Raw genomic sequence first — 19,044 nt, forward strand, 5'->3', positions numbered from 1 at the left:
ATCAAGAGCCGGGTCCCCGAACCCACAGCATTTCCTGAACGACGACGCCCCACGTCACGGCTACCCGCTACCCCACTCCGGTCGCTCCGCTCCCTCCGCGGGGCAGCGCTCGGCCCCTGACGCTTTCGGTGCCCAAAACCCTGCAATTTTCAATGCCCACTTTCCTGCAATCTTCGATGCCCATTGACACCCCTCCAAGAATTGCCAAACGCCCCCTCCCCAATTCCCCCAAACACGGGCACATCCCCAAAACCAAGCGCAAGAATCGAATAAGGCAAGATCCTTGAGGCTTGGCGACAGCCCCGCCTCCGATTAGGATAGGGGGTCCGGGCGGCCTGGAGTCGTCGGCGCAGACCGCCGCCACCGGGCAAAGGAGCGTTTCCCACCCCGGATTTCCTTAATTTCAAACGTATCAACCAATGCAAGGCAAGGAGGATGGCATGCTTAAGGCTGGGGACAAGGCCCCCGATTTCACGGGAACCGACGATAAGGGGCAGACCGTTGCCCTCAAGGATTTTCGAGGCAAGAAGGTCGTGCTCTACTTCTATCCCAAGGACAACACGCCGGGGTGCACCCAGGAGGCCTGCGACTTTCGGGATTCGATGGCCGATCTCAGCCAAAAGGGCACGGTGGTGCTGGGGGTCAGCCCGGATTCGGTCTCGTCCCACCAGAAGTTCAAGGCCAAGTTCTCTCTGCCTTTTGGGTTGCTCAGCGACGGAGATCACGCCATCGCCGAGGCCTACGGAGCCTGGCAAGAGAAGTCCATGTACGGGAGAAAATACATGGGCATCGTCCGCTCCACCTTCGTGATCGACGAGGAAGGCAACATCGCCGAGGCTCACGGCAAGGTCAAGGTGAAGGGCCACGTGGCGGGGCTGCTGAAGTCGCTCTGAAGGGAAGGGCAGTGAGGGTGGTTGCCGCCGTGGGCGCGCCTCGGGGGCACCCCCGCACCGCATCAGCCGTTGCCGTCCGGCTCGGCTTTGAAATGGTATATTCGCGGTGATTCGTGATCGTATCGCCGCCAGTGCCGCTGCTGGAAGACGCGTACACATGACAGGCCCACCATTTCCCCCGATAACGACTCGGCGGAACGCGGCTGAATTCGTCCTTCCCGAACATGCCGCAACCCTCAACGTCGTGATGGACGATGGCGCGCCAATTCGCGTCGTGCGCCACGGCAACCCGTCAGGGCCACGTGTCGTGCTGAGCCACGGCAATGGCTTCGCGAGCGATTCCTACTTCCCGTTCTGGCGACATATGCTTGAGCGGTTCGACCTTGCGCTGTACGACGTCCGCAACTGTGGGCGCAACCCCTTTCACGCGGGCGAGGCTCACGACTATCCCCGCTTCGTGCGCGACATTGCGCAGGTGCACGGCGCGATTGCGGAAGAATGGGGCGAGAAGACCACCATCGGAGTCTTCCATTCGATGACGGCGATTGCAGCCCTGCTGGCCATCATCGACGGCGTCTGGCACTGGGACGCGCTGGTATTGTTCGACCCGCCGGTGGTCCCGCCCGATGGGAACCCGCGGCGCGGCCCGCTGGTGTCCGAGGGCGAGACGCTGCGCGCCGCCGCTCTGGGCCGCCAGAACCGGTTCCGGGACCCCGAGGAACTTGCCGACGTTTTCCGTTGGATGCACCGGTTCCGCCGCCTGCGGCCGGGCGTGGCGGAACTCAATGCACGCTCGGTGCTGCACTTCGATCGCGCCAGCGGAGAATGGCTGCTCCGTTGCCCCGGCGCAGTCGAGGCGGATCTCTATACCGACGTCGCCGAACTGGAAATATGGCGGCAGCCCAACCCGGCGGGGCGCCCGCTCTTGATCGTCGGTTCCGACCCAGTGCCGGAGGACGCGCCGAAGACTGCGCCATGTTGCAAGTTATTCTGCGAGACATTCGGCATCGAATACGCCTTTGTGCCCGATACCAGCCACCTCTTGCAACTCGAGGAGCCGGAGCAGTGCTTCGCTCTGTTCGACGCATTCCTCGCCGACAACGAGGTCGCCACATGAAAGAGCTGCCCAATTACCTGACGTAAAAATCAACGCGTCCGGCTTGCGGCGCTGGCAAATTCATCTATGCCGACGGGCACTGTGATGGTCAGCGTGTCGTTGTGGTCCACCAGGTTGATCCGCCCCGACACCACCGACACGTGGACGTAGGCGTGAGACTGCCGGAGTTGTGCCGCCTACGAGTGCCCGCGGCCGGCCACCGGCCAGTAGCCTTCCACCTGCTCTCCCCGGCGCAGGACGAGGTAGTTGTAGAGATTGACAGTGGGATCGCAGTGGGGCACCACGAACTCCAGCCGGTCGCCCAACTTAATCTCGCGGCTGGGGTTGGGCAGTTGCAGCATCCCGTGCTCGTCGCCGCCGAACTGGTACCGGGTGCCGCTGATGCCCTTGACTTCGGGTACCGACTCTCGATCGGTGGCGAAGGCCTTCATGCCGGCGTCCAGGGTGGCCAGGTCCCGGTGGCGCTTGCTCATGACGGTGGTCAGCACGGTCAGGGCAGGGGCGAAATCGTCATAGACCTCTCCGCTCTCCCCCCCAATGATCTGGTAGTCGACGTCCATGAAGACGTAGGAGCCGACCTGCATCTCGGTGATCTCTTCCAGAAAGGGGTCGATGTTGTAGGTTCCGGTGCTGGCTCCGGTGAGAATCTCGACCGGCATCCCCGCCTTCTTCATCCTCTGATAGGTTTCAATGGGAGGCGCCATCACCTCCGCGGAGTGGGCCTTGCGATCGGTGAATCCGACCACGTGGGAGCTGGCCCCCGAGTAGGAGTGCACCCCGAGTAGGTTCAGCCTCGACAGCTTCAGGATCCCCTCCGCCAGAGCCATGGCCGCATCTCCGGCCGTGGTTCCGGTGCGGCGCCCCATGGGGTCGATGTCGACCAGCACGTTGAGCCGGACGTCACCCGCCTCGGCCGCGTCATTGAGCTGCCGGGCGTGCGCAATGTCATCCACCACCGACATGGTGTCGGGCTGGCTGCGGGTCAGCGCCACAAGCCGTTCCATCTTGTTGCGCCCCACCATCTCGGAGGTGATCAGCAGGCCGGGTATGCCTCCGGCCGCCAGCACCTCGGCTTCGTGGATGGTGGCGGTGCAGGCCCCCAGCGCGCCGGCCTCCACCTGCCGCCTGGCGATTTCGGGGCACTTGTGGGTCTTGGCGTGAGGCCGCAGCCCGATGGAGTGGCGACTGGCGTTCCGGCTCATCTTGTCGAGGTTGGCCTCGAACAGATCCAAGTCCAGAAGCAGGGACGGGGTGGGAAGCTCGTCCAGATGGACCGGATCGCCGGAGTCCAGGCGGCTCAGGAGGCCGGCGGTAGCGCCTCCGGCCGGCGCCAGGGGGGAACGTCGCAGGGTCTGATAGGTCATGATCCTCTCTCGATAGGTTCAGTGGGGACAACGGTACAGGCCGACCGGCGCCGGACTCAGGAAGCGTAGGCCTGGGCCGCCTCCCGCAGGAAGCGGGCGCAACGGCCGGCCCGGTACTGCGATTCCAGCTCGTCAGCCAGGCTCTCCAGCTCGGCGGGGGTGCTGCGGCCGGGCCTCAGGGCCTGGTAGACCTCCAGGATCCTGGCCTCCGGAACCCCTACCAGCTCGGCCGCCCGTCTCAGGTTTTCCGCCAGTTGGCTCCTGCCGGCGCTCTCGGCGATCTGGGCCTGAAGCTCCAGGGTCTCGGGGGCGATTCGCAGATCGCTCATGCTGAGGGTGCCGTCCAGGACCGACTGCAGGTCGATGTCCTTCCAGGAGGCGCCCGTGGGAGTGGTCAACCGGTCGGGACTCTTTTCGGACAGCGGGTAGTTGTCGGTGAGCTTGCTCATGGTCGTCTTGCCGGCTGGCGCCCGGACTCCACCGGTCGGGTGTCTCGACAGGCCGGTCAGGCCCGTACCACCTTCTCAACCGCGCCCGATCCCGCGGCAGCTTGCATCGGGCTCCACTCCAATTCCCGGGGTTTGCGGTCCTTCACCACCTGCCGGGTTTCATGAAGGTGGAGGACCGTGGTCCTGACGATGTACTTGAGCCGGGCCGTGTTGTCGATCCGGGTCGGGACGGGCGCCACCGGCTCTCCCTTGGCATACTTGGCGGCGTTTTGCCCAATGGTTCGATAGGAGCTCAGGTCGAGGTTGGGGGCCTGGGGAAACAGCTCCAGGTTGTTCAAGGGCTCCAGGTCGCGCTGGTGGATGATGGTGGTCCCCTTGGACTGGATGCCGATGGCGATCCCCGAGCCGCTCAGTTGAGCTCCCCGGTGGCCGATAAAGCCGCAGTCGGAGGTGGCGTAGATCTTCACCACTCTGGGCTGCAGACCCTCGGTGCGGATGCCGTCGATCAATGCCTGCAGCACCTCCTGGTGGGGAATTCCCAACAGGGTGGCTCGAAGGGCGGTGCCGAAGGCGGGGCCGAGGGCAATCACGATCTCCCGTGGATCCTTTCCGGGCCGGGCCTCTCCGGTTTCCTTGAGAAAGCCGTCGGATTGGGTGGAGGGTTCCCGCCCGATCTCCCGGGGATTCAGGGCCTGGTTGAGCGAGGCGATCTCCTGCCGGCGCTCGGGACTGAGGCTGTAGCCGGTCCCGGGGCCCCGATAGTCGTTGGGATCGTTGACGGCGCTGACCACTCTGGGTCCGGGGAGCACCATGGCTGAGGTCTGCAGGTGGTCTCCCGAGAGTCTCAGCTTCTGGAGCGCCAGAACCTTTTGCGCGATATCGTCGAATCCTTCGCGGGCCAGGGCGCGAATCACGTCCAGTCCGCTCCTTCCTTCCTCCAGAAAGCGCCCTGCGGCCTCCAGGTCGCCCACCACGTCCCGTTCCGGCATGTCGGCGCTGCTTTCGACCCGGGTGGCGGCCTCTACTTCGGCCTCGCTCACCGGCGGCAGTCCGAGCTGCCGGAAGACGGCCTGCACGGCTTGGGCCGCTCTGCGGCGCACCGTCAGCACGGCTTCGTCGCTGACGGGCCGCAGCCCGCCGTCCACCTGCATGTCGCGCTGCAGGACGTTGTAGTCGTCCAGGTCGTGGGCATCGAAGTTGCCGCCGCCGAAGAGGTTGTCCTCCTTGGGCATGGAGCTGTAGCCGGAGAAGATGTAGTCGGTTCCGGGCAGGAACTGCAGCATCAGCTTGGCCGATTTCCGGATGGGGGAATGGGAGGCCAGGGCATCGTTGCCCGAGGCCAGCTCCAGGTCGAGCAGGGTCGCGATCAGGTTTTCGGCCAGTACTCCCCGGACTCCGCCCGGCAGGGACTCGGGCAGGGCGATGCAACTGATGGAGCCGTTCTGCACGCCCTGGGAACCGGCCCCCTTGATGGCTACCAGGCAGCGGGCTTCCAGGTAGAGCATGGACTTGGCTTCGGCGTGGCCCATGAGCGCCTCCGAGCCGGTCCCGGAGGTGAACCGCACCTTGATGCCGCGGGAGGCGTAGGCGGAAGCCAGAAAGGCCTTCGACCAGGGCGTGTCGTCGCCGTCGTGGAAGGCCTTCTCGGTGCCGTAGACGGAGAGGGTCTCGGCGTAGGTGGTCAGCCCCAGCAGGGCCAGCTTCAGGCTGAGGGCCTCCTCCACGGCGCACTGGGTCAGGGCGGTGCCCCGTCCCGTCTGGGAACCGATGAGCAGGGCCAGGGCGTTGAATGGGGCGTAGCGCGAGACGCCCACCGTGGTCTCGAGCTCCGAGAATCCCCGTTCCACCGCCTCGGCCGCGTCGGCGGCCAGCAAGGCCGGGTTCTCCTTGCGGTTGGTCACGTGGGCCTGGTTGGAAGGTGTCCGGCGGGCCCGCATCTTCTGCAGGGCCATCATCATTTCCACCGTGTTGAGCCGGTTGACCACCTCCACGATCTTGGAGGGAGTCAGGGCGCCGAAGAGCTCCACCAGTTCCTGGCGGGGCACGTCGATGTCGATCAGCCGGCGGGCCACCTCGGTGGAGTCCAACGCCATGGCCTCTTCGGCCCGGGTCAGGTCGATGGCGTAGCGGGCGATAAACCGGTCGATGAGATCGAATTCGGCTTCAGGCTTGCCGTCCAGCTCGCAGAGACGCCCCTGGGAAATCCGAATCCCGGGCTTGGGGTCGAAGGGGCTGTTGAACAGGATCAGCCCGGTCTCAGGCCATTCCTGGATGAAGCTGTCCTGGTTGATCGCGCGCCGGCTGGAGAGATCCAGACGCTTGGACTTCATGGCTGCCATGTTCCTTTGGGAGCGGCCCATCGACGGTGGCCGGACGATCCTCCACCGACTGGTCCATGCGCTGCCAGGCCGCTGCCGGGAGAGATCGCGGCGGGTCGGTCCGCGGGCGGTCGGACAACCCGCCGATATTACCACAGCCGCCCCTGCCTCAGGCGGCTCCCAGAGCCGATTCCAGGTCCCGGATCAGGTCTTCGGGAGCCTCCAGGCCCACTGAAAGGCGGATCAGGCTTTCCGAGATCCCGGCGCGGCGTCTCTCTTCCCGGGATAGGCCGGCGTGCGAGGTGGAGGCCGGCCGGGTGACCAGCGACTCCACGCCCCCCAGGCTGGGGGCGTTGACGGGCAGTCGCAGCGCCTTCAGGAACCGCTCGGCCGCCTCGGTTCCGCCGTGCAGCTCGAAGCTCAGCATGCCCCCGAAGCCGCTGAAGAGGCGGGAAGCTCGCTGGTGGTCGGGGTGATCCTTCAAGCCCGGATAGTTGACACCGGCCACGCTCGGGTGGGTCTGCAGGAACCGGGCCAACTGGAGGGCGCTGCGGTTCTGGGCCTCGACCCTCAGCGCCAGGGTCTTGATGCCTCGATGGAGCAGAAAGGCCGCGTGTGGGTCCAGCGAGCCACCCAGGTGGTTGGCGGTGTGGTGGATCTTCCGGATGTGCCCGTGGGAGCCGATCACGGCGCCGGCCACGATGTCGGAGTGGCCGTTCAGATACTTGGTGCCGCTGTGAACGGACAGGTCGAACCCCCATTCCAGGGGGCGGAAGTTGACCGGGGTGGGGAAGGTGTTGTCGATGACCGAGATCAGGCCGTGCTCCCGGGCGAAGCGCGCCAGGGCCTCCAGGTCGGCCACCTGCATCAGGGGATTGGTGATGGACTCCACGTAGAGGACCCGGGTGTTGGGCTTCAGGCACCGCTGCCAGGAGTCGGGGTCGTCGCCCCGGATGAAGTCGTAGCTCAGCCCCAGGCGCACCATTTCCCCCGTGATCAGCCCGTGGGTACCGCCGTAGAGGCAGTCCTGGGCCAGCAGGTGATCGCCGGCGTCCAGGCAGGCCAGCAGCGTGCTGGCGATGGCGGCCATGCCGCTGGCCGACACCAGGGCCGCCTGGCCCCCTTCCAGCGCAGCCAGCTTCTGGTGCAAGGCCTGGTGGTTGGGGGTGTTGCTGAGCCGGAGATAGCGGATGCGGTCGTAGTCGGATTCTCCCCCGAACTCGAAGGTGGATGACTGGAAGATCGGCAGGGTCACCGCCCCCTCGATGCGGGGCCTGGGTTCCCCCGCATGGATCAGGTCGGTTTCCCGCCGGTGGGGTTTGTCGGACATGGTGCTGCTCCCGGTGGCCTCTACAGATTTGCTTCCGGCGACGTGAAGGGCTTCTCATCGGTGGTCGCCGATACCTGCAGGTTGTGAAAAAGAATGCTCACGGGGCGTCCCCGGAGGATTTTTTCCTGAGACAGCAGGATGCCTCCGAAGCTCTCCCACCGGACCCAGTCGGACCCGGTCGCCGGACCCTCTCCGCCTTTCAGAATGTATTCCCAGCGATCCATCAGCCCCGTCGCCTGGTTGATGTAAGCCCAGTAGCGGTCCTTGGGCGTGAGACCCACGTTGTCGTCAAAGGTCAGAAGGACCTTATCCCACACAGTGCCCCCATCCCCCTTGGCAGTTCCTTCGTACTTCAGGTGAACTCCCGGATCGTTCCACTTGTAGGGCATCAGCAGCCAGTAAGTGTCGTTGATGAAGCGGCCATAGCCCAGATCGATCAGCTTCTGGTGGTCCTCCCCCTGGACGGCCTTGCCATTGCGAAAGGCCCGGCCCTTTTTCGCATTGATGTCCTCGAACAAGACCACGTAATCTCCCTTGTCCCCGGTCTTGCCTTCCACGCGATACCGCCCGCTGTAACGATCCCAGAGGTGTTTGACGGTTGAGACGATCTTACCCTCGCGCTTCACCACAAAGTCGAAACGGAGATAGCGGGCCCGGTCCCAGGCTTCCTGTCCTCCCAGGGCTTCCAACAGCTTGGCCGCGACCTCTTGAGCTTTGGCATCCTTCGACGGGGCGGCTTCGGCCCGTGTCGCCACGCCCGACAGGCTCGCGGCCCAGAGCGCCACTATCAGGGTGTTCAAAATGAGAGAAACCGGTCTAAGCATGAGAATTTTGCCTCCTGTGCCTGGCAACGAAATGAGAGGGCGCACCGGCAGCGGGATACCAGGCCAAGCGTGCCGTGGCTTGCGGCAAGATCCCGATCGCCCGATCGGAGCCGCACCGTCAAGAAGGGCTACTCTATCCGAGGGTACCGGCTCCAGCAATAGCGAAGTATCTAGGGAGAGCCCTGCATGCCGGGTTGTCCTCCGTCTTTGCTAGACTACGAGGCGTCCCATGGGAAATCGCCCTACCATCCTCTTCAGCCTGGCCCATCCCGACGACGAGAGCTTCATGGTGGCAGGCGTGTCCTGCAAGTATGGCGCCAGGGGAGTCCGGCTCGTGCTGGCCACCGCCACCCTGGGCGATGCCGGAAAGGTAGGAGACCCCCCTGTCTGTTCGAGAGAAGAACTGCCCCGAGTGAGGGAAAACGAGCTGCGCCGGGCGGTGGATATACTGGGCATCGATGCGCTCCACCTGCTGGGATACCGGGACAAGGAGCTGTGCAACGCCGACCCGGCACAGATCCGGGAGCAGCTCGTCCGGCTGCTCCGCCGGTACCGGCCGGCCGTGGTTATCACCTTCGACCCCAACGGGTTCAACCAACACCCGGACCATGTCGCCATCAGCCGGTTCACCTCCGATGCCATCGCGGCCGCCGCCGACCCCCGCTGGCTGCCGCAGGACGGCAAACCACATCGAGTGACCCGCCTGCTTTGGACGCCGCCGCTGCGGCCGGAGGAGATCGGGGCCGGTCCACCCCTGGGCGATCGGCCTGGCGTCGATTTCCTGGTAGACATCCGCGCCTGGTCGGCGCGCAAGGCCGAGGCCTTGAGAACCCACAGCACCCAGCACCTCTCCATCAATCGCATCTGGTTCGATCGTCCCGATCCGGAAGCCGCGCTCTCGAGCGAACCCTTCCGCCAGGCCTGGGGGCCGACGCTGGTGTCGAGGCCCGAGACCGACCTGTTCGCTGGGATCGAAGCAGGGAAGGGAAGCGCGCCGGCCGATCGCGGGTAGCACCGTCCGCTAGCCCGTTCGCTAAGACCGCCTATCCCACTCATTCTAAAAGAACTGCGGTTGCTCCGGTCAGCTTGACAGCCTCTTGGAAGCCTGCCTATAATGAATTCACCTCATCCGCTGTCGAGTCTTCAGCGGGGCAGACTCCCCTTGGGGGCGAAATGGTTTCGACGGGATTATCGAGGCTGAAGATGCGTGCCGAGGACCATCCCCTCGTTAAAAAGATGGACCTAAACGTAACTGCTGATGATCAATTGGCACTTGCTGCTTAAACAAACTTAAGTAGCCGTTCCCTCCGCTGATGCCTGTGCGGCGGATGTGGAGCGTCGACTAACAGGCTAGCCGATGGCAGCCGTCCGGGAGCCGCCGGCGAAACTCACCGGTCTAGTCGCCAGGCACTCTTGCCGGTTCTCGATGTCGGGTGGCGAAACCAAACAGGAACCGGATACGCACGTAGATTCTTCTCGCCAAGTAATTTCGGACGCGGGTTCGATTCCCGCCGCCTCCACCAAACATCCAACCCAAAGCCGCCTATCAATAGGGGACGTTTTCAGGACACTCCCCATTTTCCCCAGAATTCCACCCGTTCCACTTGTGCATTCTTCTTACTCCTCTGCTTTCAATTTCCCGGGTTGTTTCACAAGGTCTTTTTGGGGAATGTCCTGAAAACAAGCAACTTGCAAACGCCTGGAACACTGCGACTTAGCTCTTGAACCTGTCCCTGAGGGCGCCAAGCGGGCGTCAGCATACTCTGTGAGGTTCTAAGGGTGAGATAGTGTGTATAATACATACAATGAGAAGCGCAGAGGTTATTCGGAGACTGAAGCGGGATGGGTGGGTGTCCCGGAACGTGCGCGGAAGCCATCACCAGTTCGTCCACCCTGAAGAGTCCGGTCGGGTCACTGTGAAGCACCCCAGTAAGGAGATACCCATCGGCACTCTGCGCAACATCTACCGACAAGCCAATTGGAAATGGGAGGACCGCTGAGATGCGATACCCAGTTGTGATCCACAAGGATGTAGAGAGTGCTTACGGGGTTAGCGTACCAGATCTGCCTGGCTGCTTTTCGGCGGGAGATACGCTTGAGGAAGCCGTCGAGGCGGCCCAGGAGGCTATTGCCTGCCATCTGGAGGGGCTCCTCATGGATGGGGAACCCATACCTGCCAAGGAATCGCTGGAAACACACCAGGCGAGTGACGATTACAAGTCTGGGATTTGGGCACTCGTCAACGTTGATCTCTCCAAGCTGTTGAGCAAGACCAAGCGCATCAACATCACGGTGCCCGCCCGCGTTCTGGCGATCGTGGACAAGGCGGCGGCCCGAGAAGGGGAAACACGGTCAGCCCTGCTCGCCCGCGCCGCGCTTAGCTACGTAGAACGTCAATCCAAGGATCAATAGGTGCGTGTTATCTGTCCGGGGAATCGGGGGCGGTGCACTCTTTCCTTTGGGGCACCTTTTTTCGTGACGCTACAATTTTCTTTCGGGCATTTTTTTTGAGGCGACTCGCCTGGTGGATTTCTTTCTACAATCCGAATAGGATCTCAAGTACACAAGGCAAGGTAGTCGCGTGATCATATTCGTAATCGCCCTCAGCCTGCTCGGATCCCCCGAGGAAGCCGGTCAACACCATATCGACTTCTTCGAGAAGAAGATTCGTCCCGTGTTGGCGGAGCGCTGCTATCAGTGTCACTCGGCGGAGGCCGCCCGCAGGGGAACGCTGATGGGGAAGCTGCAGCTCGACACCCGGGAGGGTGTCCAGCGGGGCGGGTCGCGGGGCTCCGTCGTGGTGGCGGGGCGACCCGATCAGTCGATGCTGATCGAGGCCCTCGAGTACACCAACCCCGACCTGCAGATGCCGCCCGCCGGCAAGTTGCCCGACGAGGTCATCGCTGATTTCGTGCAATGGGTGGCCCTCGGTGCGCCCGATCCGAGAGACGGGCAGGCGGTTGATAGGGCCAAGATGGATCTCGAATCAGGACATCTCCACTGGGCCTTCCGTCCCCTGCGTCCTGTCGATCCACCTCAGGTGTCGGCGGCAACCCCGGAGGAGTCCGCCTGGACGGACTCGCCGATCGATCGGTTCGTCCTCGCCAAGCTGCACGAGAAGCAGTTTCGCCCTGCACGGGAGGCCGATCGGGCGAGGCTGATTCGCCGCGCCTACTTCGACCTGATCGGTTTGCCGCCGGCACCCGACGAAGTCGAGGCGTTCGTTCGGGATTCCTCCGCAGAACCCTTTCGCCAGCTCGTCGACCGGCTGCTCGCCAGCCCGCACTATGGCGAACGGTGGGGACGGCACTGGTTGGATGTGGCTCGGTTCGGCGAGAGCCTTGGAGCACACGAGGGGGACAACGCAGTTCGAGAGGACGCCTATCGATACCGCGACGCCGTGATTCGCGCTTTCAATGACGACCTGCCTTACAACGACTTCGTCCGCTACCAGGTTGCCGGCGCTCCGAGCGGTTCCCCTGCCGGCCGGCGGGACCTGGGCAGGTTCGTCCAGATTGGAACGAATCTGAGCAGGAACGACAACCCGAACGATCGGAAGTTTCACCGCCTCGACGACATGGTGTCGACGACCGGTCAAGCGTTCCTTGCCCTGACGGTCGGGTGTGCGCGTTGCCACGACCACAAGGTCGACCCGATCACGGCCGAAGAGTATTATCAGTTGACGGCTGTATTCTTCGACGAAGTCGAGGTCAAGCCAAATGCAGGCGGCAAGCATGTTGCCCTGGAGTTACCCACACCCCATCTTCTGGCCGGCGGTAGCTGGGCGAGCCCCATCAAGCCGGTCAAGCCGGGGTTCCTGCGCGTCTTGATGCGGGACGGTCGCAGCGCGAAGGATTGGCGGCCCCGTCCCGAGGCTGCCGATGGCCCCGAGCCGCAGCTTGAGGGGTCGAAGCTTCGGATGCTTGCGAACTGGCTGACCGACGTCGAGCAAGGCGCCGGTGCGTTGCTGGCTCGGGTGATCGTCAATCGTCTCTGGCAACATCATTTCGGGCGCGGCATCGTCAGCACTCCCAATGACTTCGGCAGACTCGGTACCGAACCCACGCACCCCGCTCTGCTGGATTGGCTCGCTTCCAAGCTGATCCAGGAGGGCTGGCGATTCAAACCGATCCACCGGCTGATGATGAACAGCGCCGTATACAGACAGGCGGCCGGCACGGAGTTGGCTCAGGCCCGGCACGATGCTTACAACGAGTACCTGTGGCACCGCAGGCCCTTGCGCATGGAGGCTGAAGTCATCCGCGATCACCTGTTGAGCGTCTCCGGCGCCCTGCGCACGAACATGTACGGGCCCAGCACTTCCATTGGCAGCCGCGAGGAACCCTTCAAGGACACGCCGGACACCTGGCGCCGGTCGGTCTACCTCATGTCGCCGCGCTTCATCCTCCATCCGGTCCTCAAGATCTTCGACCTTCCGGATAACACGCAAAGCGTCGGCCTTCGTGATGTCGGCACGACACCGATCAGCACGGCTTTCATGCTGAATGCGCCATTCGTGTGGGAGCAAGCCAAGCGCTTCGCACAACGGGTGCGGGACAGAGTCGGAGGCGACCCCGGCCGACAGATCGAGTCGGCATACCGGATGGCTCTTTCCCGGCCGCCGACCGTGGAAGAACGCGAGATCGGCCTGTCGTTTCTCGGTCGACGGCGCGCCGACTCCTTGGAGGCAGGCAAGGAGCCGGGGTCTTTGGATGCGCAGAGTCCGCTGGTCGAATATTGCCATGCCGTCATGAGCCTGAACGAGTTCATCTATGTTCACTGACGCAGCTTATGGAACTCGACCGATTGGCAGGGACCGCCGTGGGTTCCTCAAGGAACTGGGCCTGGGTGGCATCGCTCTGGCCAGCCTGCTCGCGGACCAGGCGGCGAGCGGTGCGGCGGCTGACCTCAGCGAGCCACTGGCTCCCAGGCAGCCCCACTTCGCTCCCAGGGCGAAGAGCGTCATCTTCCTGTTCATGGTCGGCGGCGCAAGTCAACTGGAGACGTTCGATCACAAGCCGCTTCTGAAAAAGTACGCCGGAAGACTGGCGCGAGACATATTCTCCAAAAAAGACCTGGAAGGCCTTAGCCCGGAGAAGGACTACACCCACACGCGCATCGTTCCACCGGTGTTCTCCTTCAAGCGCTATGGGCAGAGCGGCGCATGGGTCAGCGAGATCTTCCCGAACCTGACCAAGGTGGTCGACGACATCGCATTCATCAATTCGATGCACACCGATTCAGCACTTCACTTCTCCGGCCAGATTCTCATGCACACGGGTTATGCCAGACAGGGCCACCCCAGTCTTGGCTCGTGGGTGACCTACGGTCTGGGGACGGAGAACCGGAACATGCCGGGGTTCGTGGTGATGACAGACGGCCGGCCGTCCGGCGGGCGCGCGCTTCACGATGCCGGATACCTCCCTGGTATCCACCAGGCCACGCTGGCGGACTTCAAGCCCGGACATCCACCGGTGCCGCACATGGAGGCGCCGGCGTTTCTCAGCCGAGGCCGGCAGCGCGCGCAGTTGGACCTAGTGCGGAAGTTGAATCGCCTCCATCGCGGTATTTATCGCACCCAGCCCGAGCTGGACGCGCGCATCGCCGCATTCGAGACGGCCTTTCGCATGCAGATGGAAGCGCCGGAGATCTTCGATATCGGGAGCGAGCCGGACTCGGTGAAGGCGCTATATGGCGACACCGACTTCGGGAGGAAGTGCCTGACGGCGAGACGGATGGTGGAGAGCGGCGTCCGTTTCGTGGAGATTCTCGACGGCGCCCAGGGGCGGCGATGGGACGCGCACGGCAACCGAGGCGGGCTCATCAACAACCACCGAACCAACGCGGCGCGCACCGATCGCGGGATCACCGCCCTCATCATGGACCTGAAGTCGCGCGGTCTGCTGGACGAGACTCTGGTCGTCTGGGCCACTGAGTTCGGTCGCACGCCGATGGAGGAGGCTAATAAGGAGGAATCCCTCGGCCGCGGCCATCACCACTACGGCTTCTCCATGTGGATGGCGGGCGGCGGCGTCAAGCCGGGGATCACGCACGGCGCGACCGACGAGCTCGGCATGCACGCTGTCAAGGGTCGCGTCTCGCATCACGATCTTCACGCCACCATCCTCCACCTGTTGGGCCTGGATCACAAGCAGCTCACCTACCGCCACAATAGCCGTGACTTCCGCCTGACCGATGTCTACGGCAACGTCGTGCACGACATCATTGCCTGACAGTGAAAAGTGAAAAGTAGGGGACGTTGTTGAAATACCGGAATGCCTTTGCTTTCAGGAGTTCGAACCGGGCTCAGGCGTAGGTCCTCCACCAGGTATGTGTCTCCAGTTCCGTCATCGCCAAGCGTTTACAGAATCGCCAGTCCCGGTAATTCAACAACGTCCCCTAATTCCGGTTCCTTGTCTTGTTAGCTCCGCGAGGATGTGCCATTCTTCAGGAGATTCAAAAAGTCGGGATGGGTTTTCCCTTTCCAGCTCCTCGCGAGAGCCGTAGCCCCAGAGCACTCCTGCAGATGTGAGCCCGCCGGCGTGGGCGGCTGCGAGATCAATAGATCTATCACCGATCATCATTGTGTTCTCGGTGATCTGTTGATTGACCAGCATCTGTGCAATCTGTTCCTGTTTTGTGGTTCCAACGTCTCCTCCGTTGACAAATCGAAACAGACCGTCGAGTCCAAACATCCGCAGTATTTTCCAGGCATATTCAGAACGCTTGGACGTACATATGGCCAAGGGAACTTTCTTGTCGTGCAGGTCCATCAAAGCTTCGAGTACTCCGGGATAAAGAGAGTTCTCTGAATATCCGATGGCGCCGAACCGCTCTCTGTACTTCGCAACAAGCTGATTGACGAGATTGCTTGATTCACTTTCAGACAATGCTGCCAGCGTCACGTCGATTGGTTGGCCGATGAATTTCGCTACCCTACTCTGGGAGACTTCCTCAAAGCTCAGCGCCGCCAAGGCATAGTTAATCGACTTGGCAATGCCACGGATCGGATCGCTGATCGTTCCGTCCAGATCCAGTAGGATCAAGTCATGTTTTCTGTTCATACGCCAAGGGCTTCTACAACACTCCAGCGGCAGTAGCCCAGTTCCCATATCCTCTCCTCGGCCCTAATTCTGCTCCCATTCGAGCCAAGTCCCTAGTGTTTCAATAGGGGACGCTTTCGAGTTCGTGGAATCATTTTGTCTGGCGTTTCTTTCAACCCCTTGAGAGAGAGGCAAAAACAACCGCTTGCGGTGTTCCTGCTGAGTCGGAGCGTAAAGGGTATTTTTGCAGCAATTTAGCGCTACCCTTCATCGCGAAACCGGTAGCGTGAACCCCAAAAATATTGAATTAAAGCAATATTGTTGTATACTTCAAGTGGGCGACAATTATGTTATACAACAGATTCGACATATAAATGAGCGAAACTCCTGAATTCTACACCGGGGCTCCCGTCGACCCGATGGACTTGCGATTTCGCGAGGAGTTTGTTGCGGAGCTTTGGGAAACACTGCGCACAAGGCATCTGGTGCTTACGGCGGCCCGACGAACGGGGAAAACCAGCGTCATGGATCACTTGCGGGACAATCCCAGGAACGGTTTCTCGACGGTTTTGATCAATGTCCAGGACTTGACCCATCCAGCCGATTTCTTTCAGGGGCTACTCGACGCATTCCATGATGCGCATCCGGTTTTCGTACGGGACCAACTTGCCGCAGGCTGGAAACTTGTGAGTGGCGCATTGGAAAGGGTCGGGGAGATCGGTGTCGGTGCCTTCAAGCTCGCACTGCGCCAAAGTGATCCCGGTTGGCGCGAGAACTGGAGGCAGCATGGCGACAGGTTTCTCAAACAGGCCCGCAAAACCGGCGCACCGATTCTATTCATCATCGACGAGCTGCCTGACATGCTGCTCAACTTGTCCCAGAAGGATGCAGCGTTGCTGCGGGAGTTTCTCGCCTGGTTTCGAACCCAGCGATTAAATCCGGCACCCGCAAGAGATTCGATCCGTTGGCTGGTTGGCGGCTCGGTCAATCTGGCAGGCACGCTTGACGTGCTCGGACAGGTGGATCTCATCAACGACCTTGAAGACATCCCCCTGCCTCCACTCACCGACGGTGACATCAGGGCTTTTGTGACGGAAATGTTGGGCGGGCGAGGCGTCCAGTACCAAGAGGATGTTCCACAGCGGCTGGTCTCTTGCCTGGGTCGTCCTATTCCGCTTTTCATGCAGATGGCGACCCAGGATCTCTACAGATTATGGAAAAAGGAGCAACGTAGAATCGTCGCGTCGGATGTCGATGCCATCTTCGAAGCGTTGATTGTTAGTCCCGGTGCGCGCACCCGGTTGCAACACTACTATTCGCGAATCAGGCAATACTATGCGGACCCCAAACGCTCGATTGCCTATGCCTTGTTGGGGCAAATCAGCGTGTGCGAATCCGGGCTGGGCCGTGCAGCTCTGTTGCAGGAAACGGACCGCTTGTTGGTGGGCAGCGGCATCGAACTTCCGTGGCATGAGCGCAGGCAACTCTTCAACCAAATAATGCTCGACCTGGAGAACGATTTCTACATCGTCGAAGTCGAAGAGGGAATCTATGACTTCGCCAGCGGTGTGCTGAAATCGTGGTGGGGGAAATACTATGCCTGAGCCAACCCTCAACGCAAAGATCGGCCTGTATCGCTCAGGAGTAACCAGTCCTGAGCGCCTGCGCCACACCAGCGTTGCGCGGGAACACGTCCTCGACAATTCCGTTGAATCCTTGCGTGGTTCCGTTGGAAGGAAATCGAAACACCATCTTCTGTTTATCGGGCCGCGCGGAATCGGAAAGACCCATCTGCTTGACTGCATCGAAGACACAGTTCAATCGGATGACACGCTCAGGGCGAGTTACGTAGTTGTCCGATTTCCAGAGGAATCGAACCGGACACTGTCCTTCGCCGACTTTCTTATCGGTCTTTGCGAGATCCTGAAAGATGCAATCGATGACGAGCCGCTATGGGCGGAGTTGTTCTCCAAGGTACAGACCGAGGAAGACGACGCCCGGGTGGTCGACACGCTGGTGCCCGCCATCCGCGAGCAGAATCGCCGGCGCAATCGCACGTTGCTCATTATGCTCGAGAACCTAGGCGAGATATTTACATGGCAAATTCGCGATAATAACGAACTCGCCTCGTTGCGAAAGTTCTTCATGGCCGGCAACGGCTGCCTGTTGTTGGCTACCTCGCCGCTACACTTCGACGCCATCACCGATGTTGGACAGCCGTTTTACGATTTCTTCGACATACAGATTCTCGAAAACCTGAGATTTGAGGAAACCGTTGAATTGATCCGGCGCAACCTCGAATGGGAAAGCCGCGACGATATCCTCGCAACCTTTGCGGACATGCGTTCCCGCTTGCAGGCGCTTTACCGGATGACGGGCGGAAACCCTCGGTTGATAATGATGCTCTACGAGTTGATCGCTCACGAGTCGGTCACCAAGGTTCAGGATCAGTTCCACCTGCTGCTCGACCGGATCTCGCCGTTCTATCAGGATCGGCTGAACGATCTGCCTCCCGGCCAACGCGCGCTGCTGGAATGCCTGGCGAGCATGCGCGACCAGGAAAAAACACCGGCCGCCATTGCCGCGCGAATGCGCATGAGCCAGCAGGAGACTTCGTCGCTGCTCAAGCGTCTCTCCGATGCCCACTACCTGCGCGCCAGCCGGCACCCGCTGGACAAACGCTCGCGCCTTTACACGATTCGTGAAGGGTTCTTTGATATCTGGCTCGCGATGAATCTTTCCCGCGGCGCCCGCAGACGCCTGCCGTTCTTGCTTGAATTCTTCAACCTATTTTACCCAAGCATCGATGCCCGCGAAGAGAAGCGCCGCCTATTGCGCGAGAAACTTATCGAAAAAGGCAGTGTCGATGCGGAGAAGACCCTCGATTACCTCAGTGAGGTCGGCGACGAAAACGAGAAAGCGACCGCGAAGTTCGACATGGCGAGGATCTTTGCCCGTCGTGGAGATGCCGAGCAAATGGCGAGCTACGTGCGCGAAGCTGCGCCGCTGGCTGGCGATGGAGTGAGTCAATCGATTGCCCGCATCATTTCGAGTAATCGATCCGCCCCTGACTACCTTGCCGAGGTCGAGGAAATGATTGCATGTTGGGAAATGCACCGAAGCGGCCAGTTTGAGAATTTCGCCAATCGGCTCATGGAGATGGGAGAAGGATTGACGCTGCGCATGTTTTCCGAGACCAGGCTGGACTTTCTGCGGGATACGCTGGAGAGCATTGACGATCCGGAAAAACGGATCTTGCAGCGCCTGAAAATTGCGACCGAACTGATCGCTCTCGCACGATGGGATGATTGTGAAACCCAACAACGCAAAGCGCTCGGTGAGGCAGAGGTACAGGCCAATCCGAATCTTGTCGCAATGGCTTCGAACAACCTGGCACAACTGCTGCAGGCCACCAACCGGATGGGGGAGGCGGAGCCGCTGATGCGGCGGGCGCTGGAGATCAGCAAGGCCTCCTTCGGTGAGCACCACCCGACGGTGGCGATAGGTTTGAACAACCTGGCGCAACTGCTGCAGGCCACCAACCGGATGGGTGAGGCGGAACCGCTGATGCGGCGAGCGCTGGAGATCAGCAAGGCCTCCTACGGCGAGCACCACCCGACCGTGGCGATTCGTTTGAACAACCTGGCGGAGCTGCTGCAGGCCACCAACCGGATGGGGGAGGCGGAGCCGCTGATGCGGCGGGCGC

At 61.7% G+C, this 19,044-nt stretch carries 15 protein-coding genes, 1 other RNA gene and 1 pseudogene; 10 read left to right on the forward strand and 7 right to left on the reverse strand.

The features are described 5' to 3' along the window. Positions 1-440 precede the first annotated feature (440 nt). On the forward strand, positions 441-893 hold the full coding sequence (bcp, locus tag OXI69_05315) for a thioredoxin-dependent thiol peroxidase (GenBank protein MDE2665549.1): 453 nt from the start codon (positions 441-443) through the stop codon (positions 891-893). 247 nt (positions 894-1,140) lie between these two features. Next, positions 1,141-2,010 (forward strand): alpha/beta hydrolase, encoded by an 870-nt coding sequence (locus OXI69_05320; GenBank protein ID MDE2665550.1) that lies wholly within the window; start codon positions 1,141-1,143, stop codon positions 2,008-2,010. 176 nt (positions 2,011-2,186) lie between these two features. On the opposite strand, the gene OXI69_05325 is transcribed toward OXI69_05320, so the two are convergent. The 6 genes and pseudogenes from OXI69_05325 to OXI69_05350 form a co-directional block, all read right to left on the reverse strand. Next, the gene (locus OXI69_05325; GenBank protein MDE2665551.1) at positions 2,187-3,374 is read right to left on the reverse strand and encodes a DSD1 family PLP-dependent enzyme; all 1,188 of its coding nucleotides are present in this window, start codon (positions 3,372-3,374) and stop codon (positions 2,187-2,189) included. Positions 3,375-3,430: 56 nt separating this feature from the next. Continuing rightward, on the reverse strand, positions 3,431-3,823 hold the full coding sequence (locus OXI69_05330; protein ID MDE2665552.1) for a diol dehydratase small subunit: 393 nt from the start codon (positions 3,821-3,823) through the stop codon (positions 3,431-3,433). 56 nt (positions 3,824-3,879) lie between these two features. Beyond that, on the reverse strand, positions 3,880-4,512 hold the full coding sequence (locus OXI69_05335; GenBank protein MDE2665553.1) for a propanediol/glycerol family dehydratase medium subunit: 633 nt from the start codon (positions 4,510-4,512) through the stop codon (positions 3,880-3,882). Continuing rightward, positions 4,495-6,153 (reverse strand): annotated as a pseudogene (locus tag OXI69_05340) (propanediol/glycerol family dehydratase large subunit). Before OXI69_05340 ends, OXI69_05335 begins: the two are co-directional and overlap by 18 nt. 157 nt (positions 6,154-6,310) lie before the next feature. Beyond that, positions 6,311-7,471, reverse strand: coding sequence for an aminotransferase class I/II-fold pyridoxal phosphate-dependent enzyme (locus OXI69_05345; GenBank protein MDE2665554.1), 1,161 nt, complete (start codon positions 7,469-7,471; stop codon positions 6,311-6,313). Between the two features lie 20 nt (positions 7,472-7,491). Further along, entirely contained in the window at positions 7,492-8,295 is an 804-nt protein-coding gene (locus tag OXI69_05350) for a hypothetical protein (GenBank protein MDE2665555.1), read from the reverse strand. Positions 8,296-8,524: 229 nt separating this feature from the next. Here OXI69_05350 and OXI69_05355 point away from each other — a divergent pair, with 229 nt between their 5' ends. The 6 genes from OXI69_05355 to OXI69_05380 all read left to right on the forward strand — a co-directional run bounded on the left by OXI69_05355 (position 8,525) and on the right by OXI69_05380 (position 14,528). After that, positions 8,525-9,307, forward strand: coding sequence for a PIG-L family deacetylase (locus OXI69_05355; GenBank protein ID MDE2665556.1), 783 nt, complete (start codon positions 8,525-8,527; stop codon positions 9,305-9,307). Between the two features lie 152 nt (positions 9,308-9,459). Further along, positions 9,460-9,818, forward strand: a transfer-messenger RNA (tmRNA) gene (gene ssrA, locus OXI69_05360). A 282-nt stretch (positions 9,819-10,100) separates the two neighbouring features. After that, positions 10,101-10,295: a type II toxin-antitoxin system HicA family toxin gene (locus tag OXI69_05365; GenBank protein MDE2665557.1), complete on the forward strand. Its 195-nt coding sequence runs from the start codon at positions 10,101-10,103 to the stop codon at positions 10,293-10,295. 1 nt (position 10,296) lies between these two features. Continuing rightward, positions 10,297-10,707, forward strand: a complete 411-nt coding sequence (locus OXI69_05370) for a type II toxin-antitoxin system HicB family antitoxin (protein ID MDE2665558.1) — start codon at positions 10,297-10,299, stop codon at positions 10,705-10,707. 169 nt (positions 10,708-10,876) lie between these two features. Then, complete coding sequence (locus OXI69_05375) at positions 10,877-13,078, forward strand: PSD1 and planctomycete cytochrome C domain-containing protein (GenBank protein MDE2665559.1); 2,202 nt, start codon at positions 10,877-10,879, stop codon at positions 13,076-13,078. Further along, positions 13,068-14,528, forward strand: coding sequence for a DUF1501 domain-containing protein (locus OXI69_05380; protein MDE2665560.1), 1,461 nt, complete (start codon positions 13,068-13,070; stop codon positions 14,526-14,528). The genes OXI69_05375 and OXI69_05380 overlap by 11 nt, the downstream gene beginning before the upstream one ends. Positions 14,529-14,681: 153 nt before the next feature. Here OXI69_05380 and OXI69_05385 read toward each other — a convergent pair whose 3' ends face one another. Beyond that, positions 14,682-15,359 (reverse strand): HAD hydrolase-like protein, encoded by a 678-nt coding sequence (locus OXI69_05385; protein ID MDE2665561.1) that lies wholly within the window; start codon positions 15,357-15,359, stop codon positions 14,682-14,684. Between the two features lie 353 nt (positions 15,360-15,712). Between OXI69_05385 and OXI69_05390 the strand changes: the two genes are divergently transcribed. Together OXI69_05390 and OXI69_05395 are read left to right on the forward strand one after the other, a co-directional pair. Beyond that, on the forward strand, positions 15,713-16,942 hold the full coding sequence (locus tag OXI69_05390) for an AAA family ATPase (protein MDE2665562.1): 1,230 nt from the start codon (positions 15,713-15,715) through the stop codon (positions 16,940-16,942). Beyond that, on the forward strand, positions 16,935-19,044 hold a 2,110-nt coding region (locus tag OXI69_05395), incomplete at its 3' end, for a tetratricopeptide repeat protein (protein ID MDE2665563.1). The genes OXI69_05390 and OXI69_05395, both read left to right, overlap by 8 nt.

It is taken from the genome of Acidobacteriota bacterium (assembly GCA_028875575.1).
Taxonomy (GTDB): domain Bacteria; phylum Acidobacteriota; class Terriglobia; order Versatilivoradales; family Versatilivoraceae; genus Versatilivorator.

Coding starts and splice junctions, on each gene's coding strand:
- OXI69_05325 (MDE2665551.1), bottom strand. CDS start 3,374: ATGACCTATCAGACCCTGCGACGTTCCCCCCTGGCGCCGGCCGGAGGC.
- OXI69_05355 (MDE2665556.1), top strand. CDS start 8,525: ATGGGAAATCGCCCTACCATCCTCTTCAGCCTGGCCCATCCCGACGAC.
- OXI69_05370 (MDE2665558.1), top strand. CDS start 10,297: ATGCGATACCCAGTTGTGATCCACAAGGATGTAGAGAGTGCTTACGGG.
- OXI69_05330 (MDE2665552.1), bottom strand. CDS start 3,823: ATGAGCAAGCTCACCGACAACTACCCGCTGTCCGAAAAGAGTCCCGAC.
- OXI69_05365 (MDE2665557.1), top strand. CDS start 10,101: ATGAGAAGCGCAGAGGTTATTCGGAGACTGAAGCGGGATGGGTGGGTG.
- OXI69_05390 (MDE2665562.1), top strand. CDS start 15,713: ATGAGCGAAACTCCTGAATTCTACACCGGGGCTCCCGTCGACCCGATG.
- bcp (MDE2665549.1), top strand. CDS start 441: ATGCTTAAGGCTGGGGACAAGGCCCCCGATTTCACGGGAACCGACGAT.
- OXI69_05345 (MDE2665554.1), bottom strand. CDS start 7,471: ATGTCCGACAAACCCCACCGGCGGGAAACCGACCTGATCCATGCGGGG.
- OXI69_05385 (MDE2665561.1), bottom strand. CDS start 15,359: ATGAACAGAAAACATGACTTGATCCTACTGGATCTGGACGGAACGATC.
- OXI69_05350 (MDE2665555.1), bottom strand. CDS start 8,295: ATGCTTAGACCGGTTTCTCTCATTTTGAACACCCTGATAGTGGCGCTC.
- OXI69_05380 (MDE2665560.1), top strand. CDS start 13,068: ATGTTCACTGACGCAGCTTATGGAACTCGACCGATTGGCAGGGACCGC.
- OXI69_05320 (MDE2665550.1), top strand. CDS start 1,141: ATGGACGATGGCGCGCCAATTCGCGTCGTGCGCCACGGCAACCCGTCA.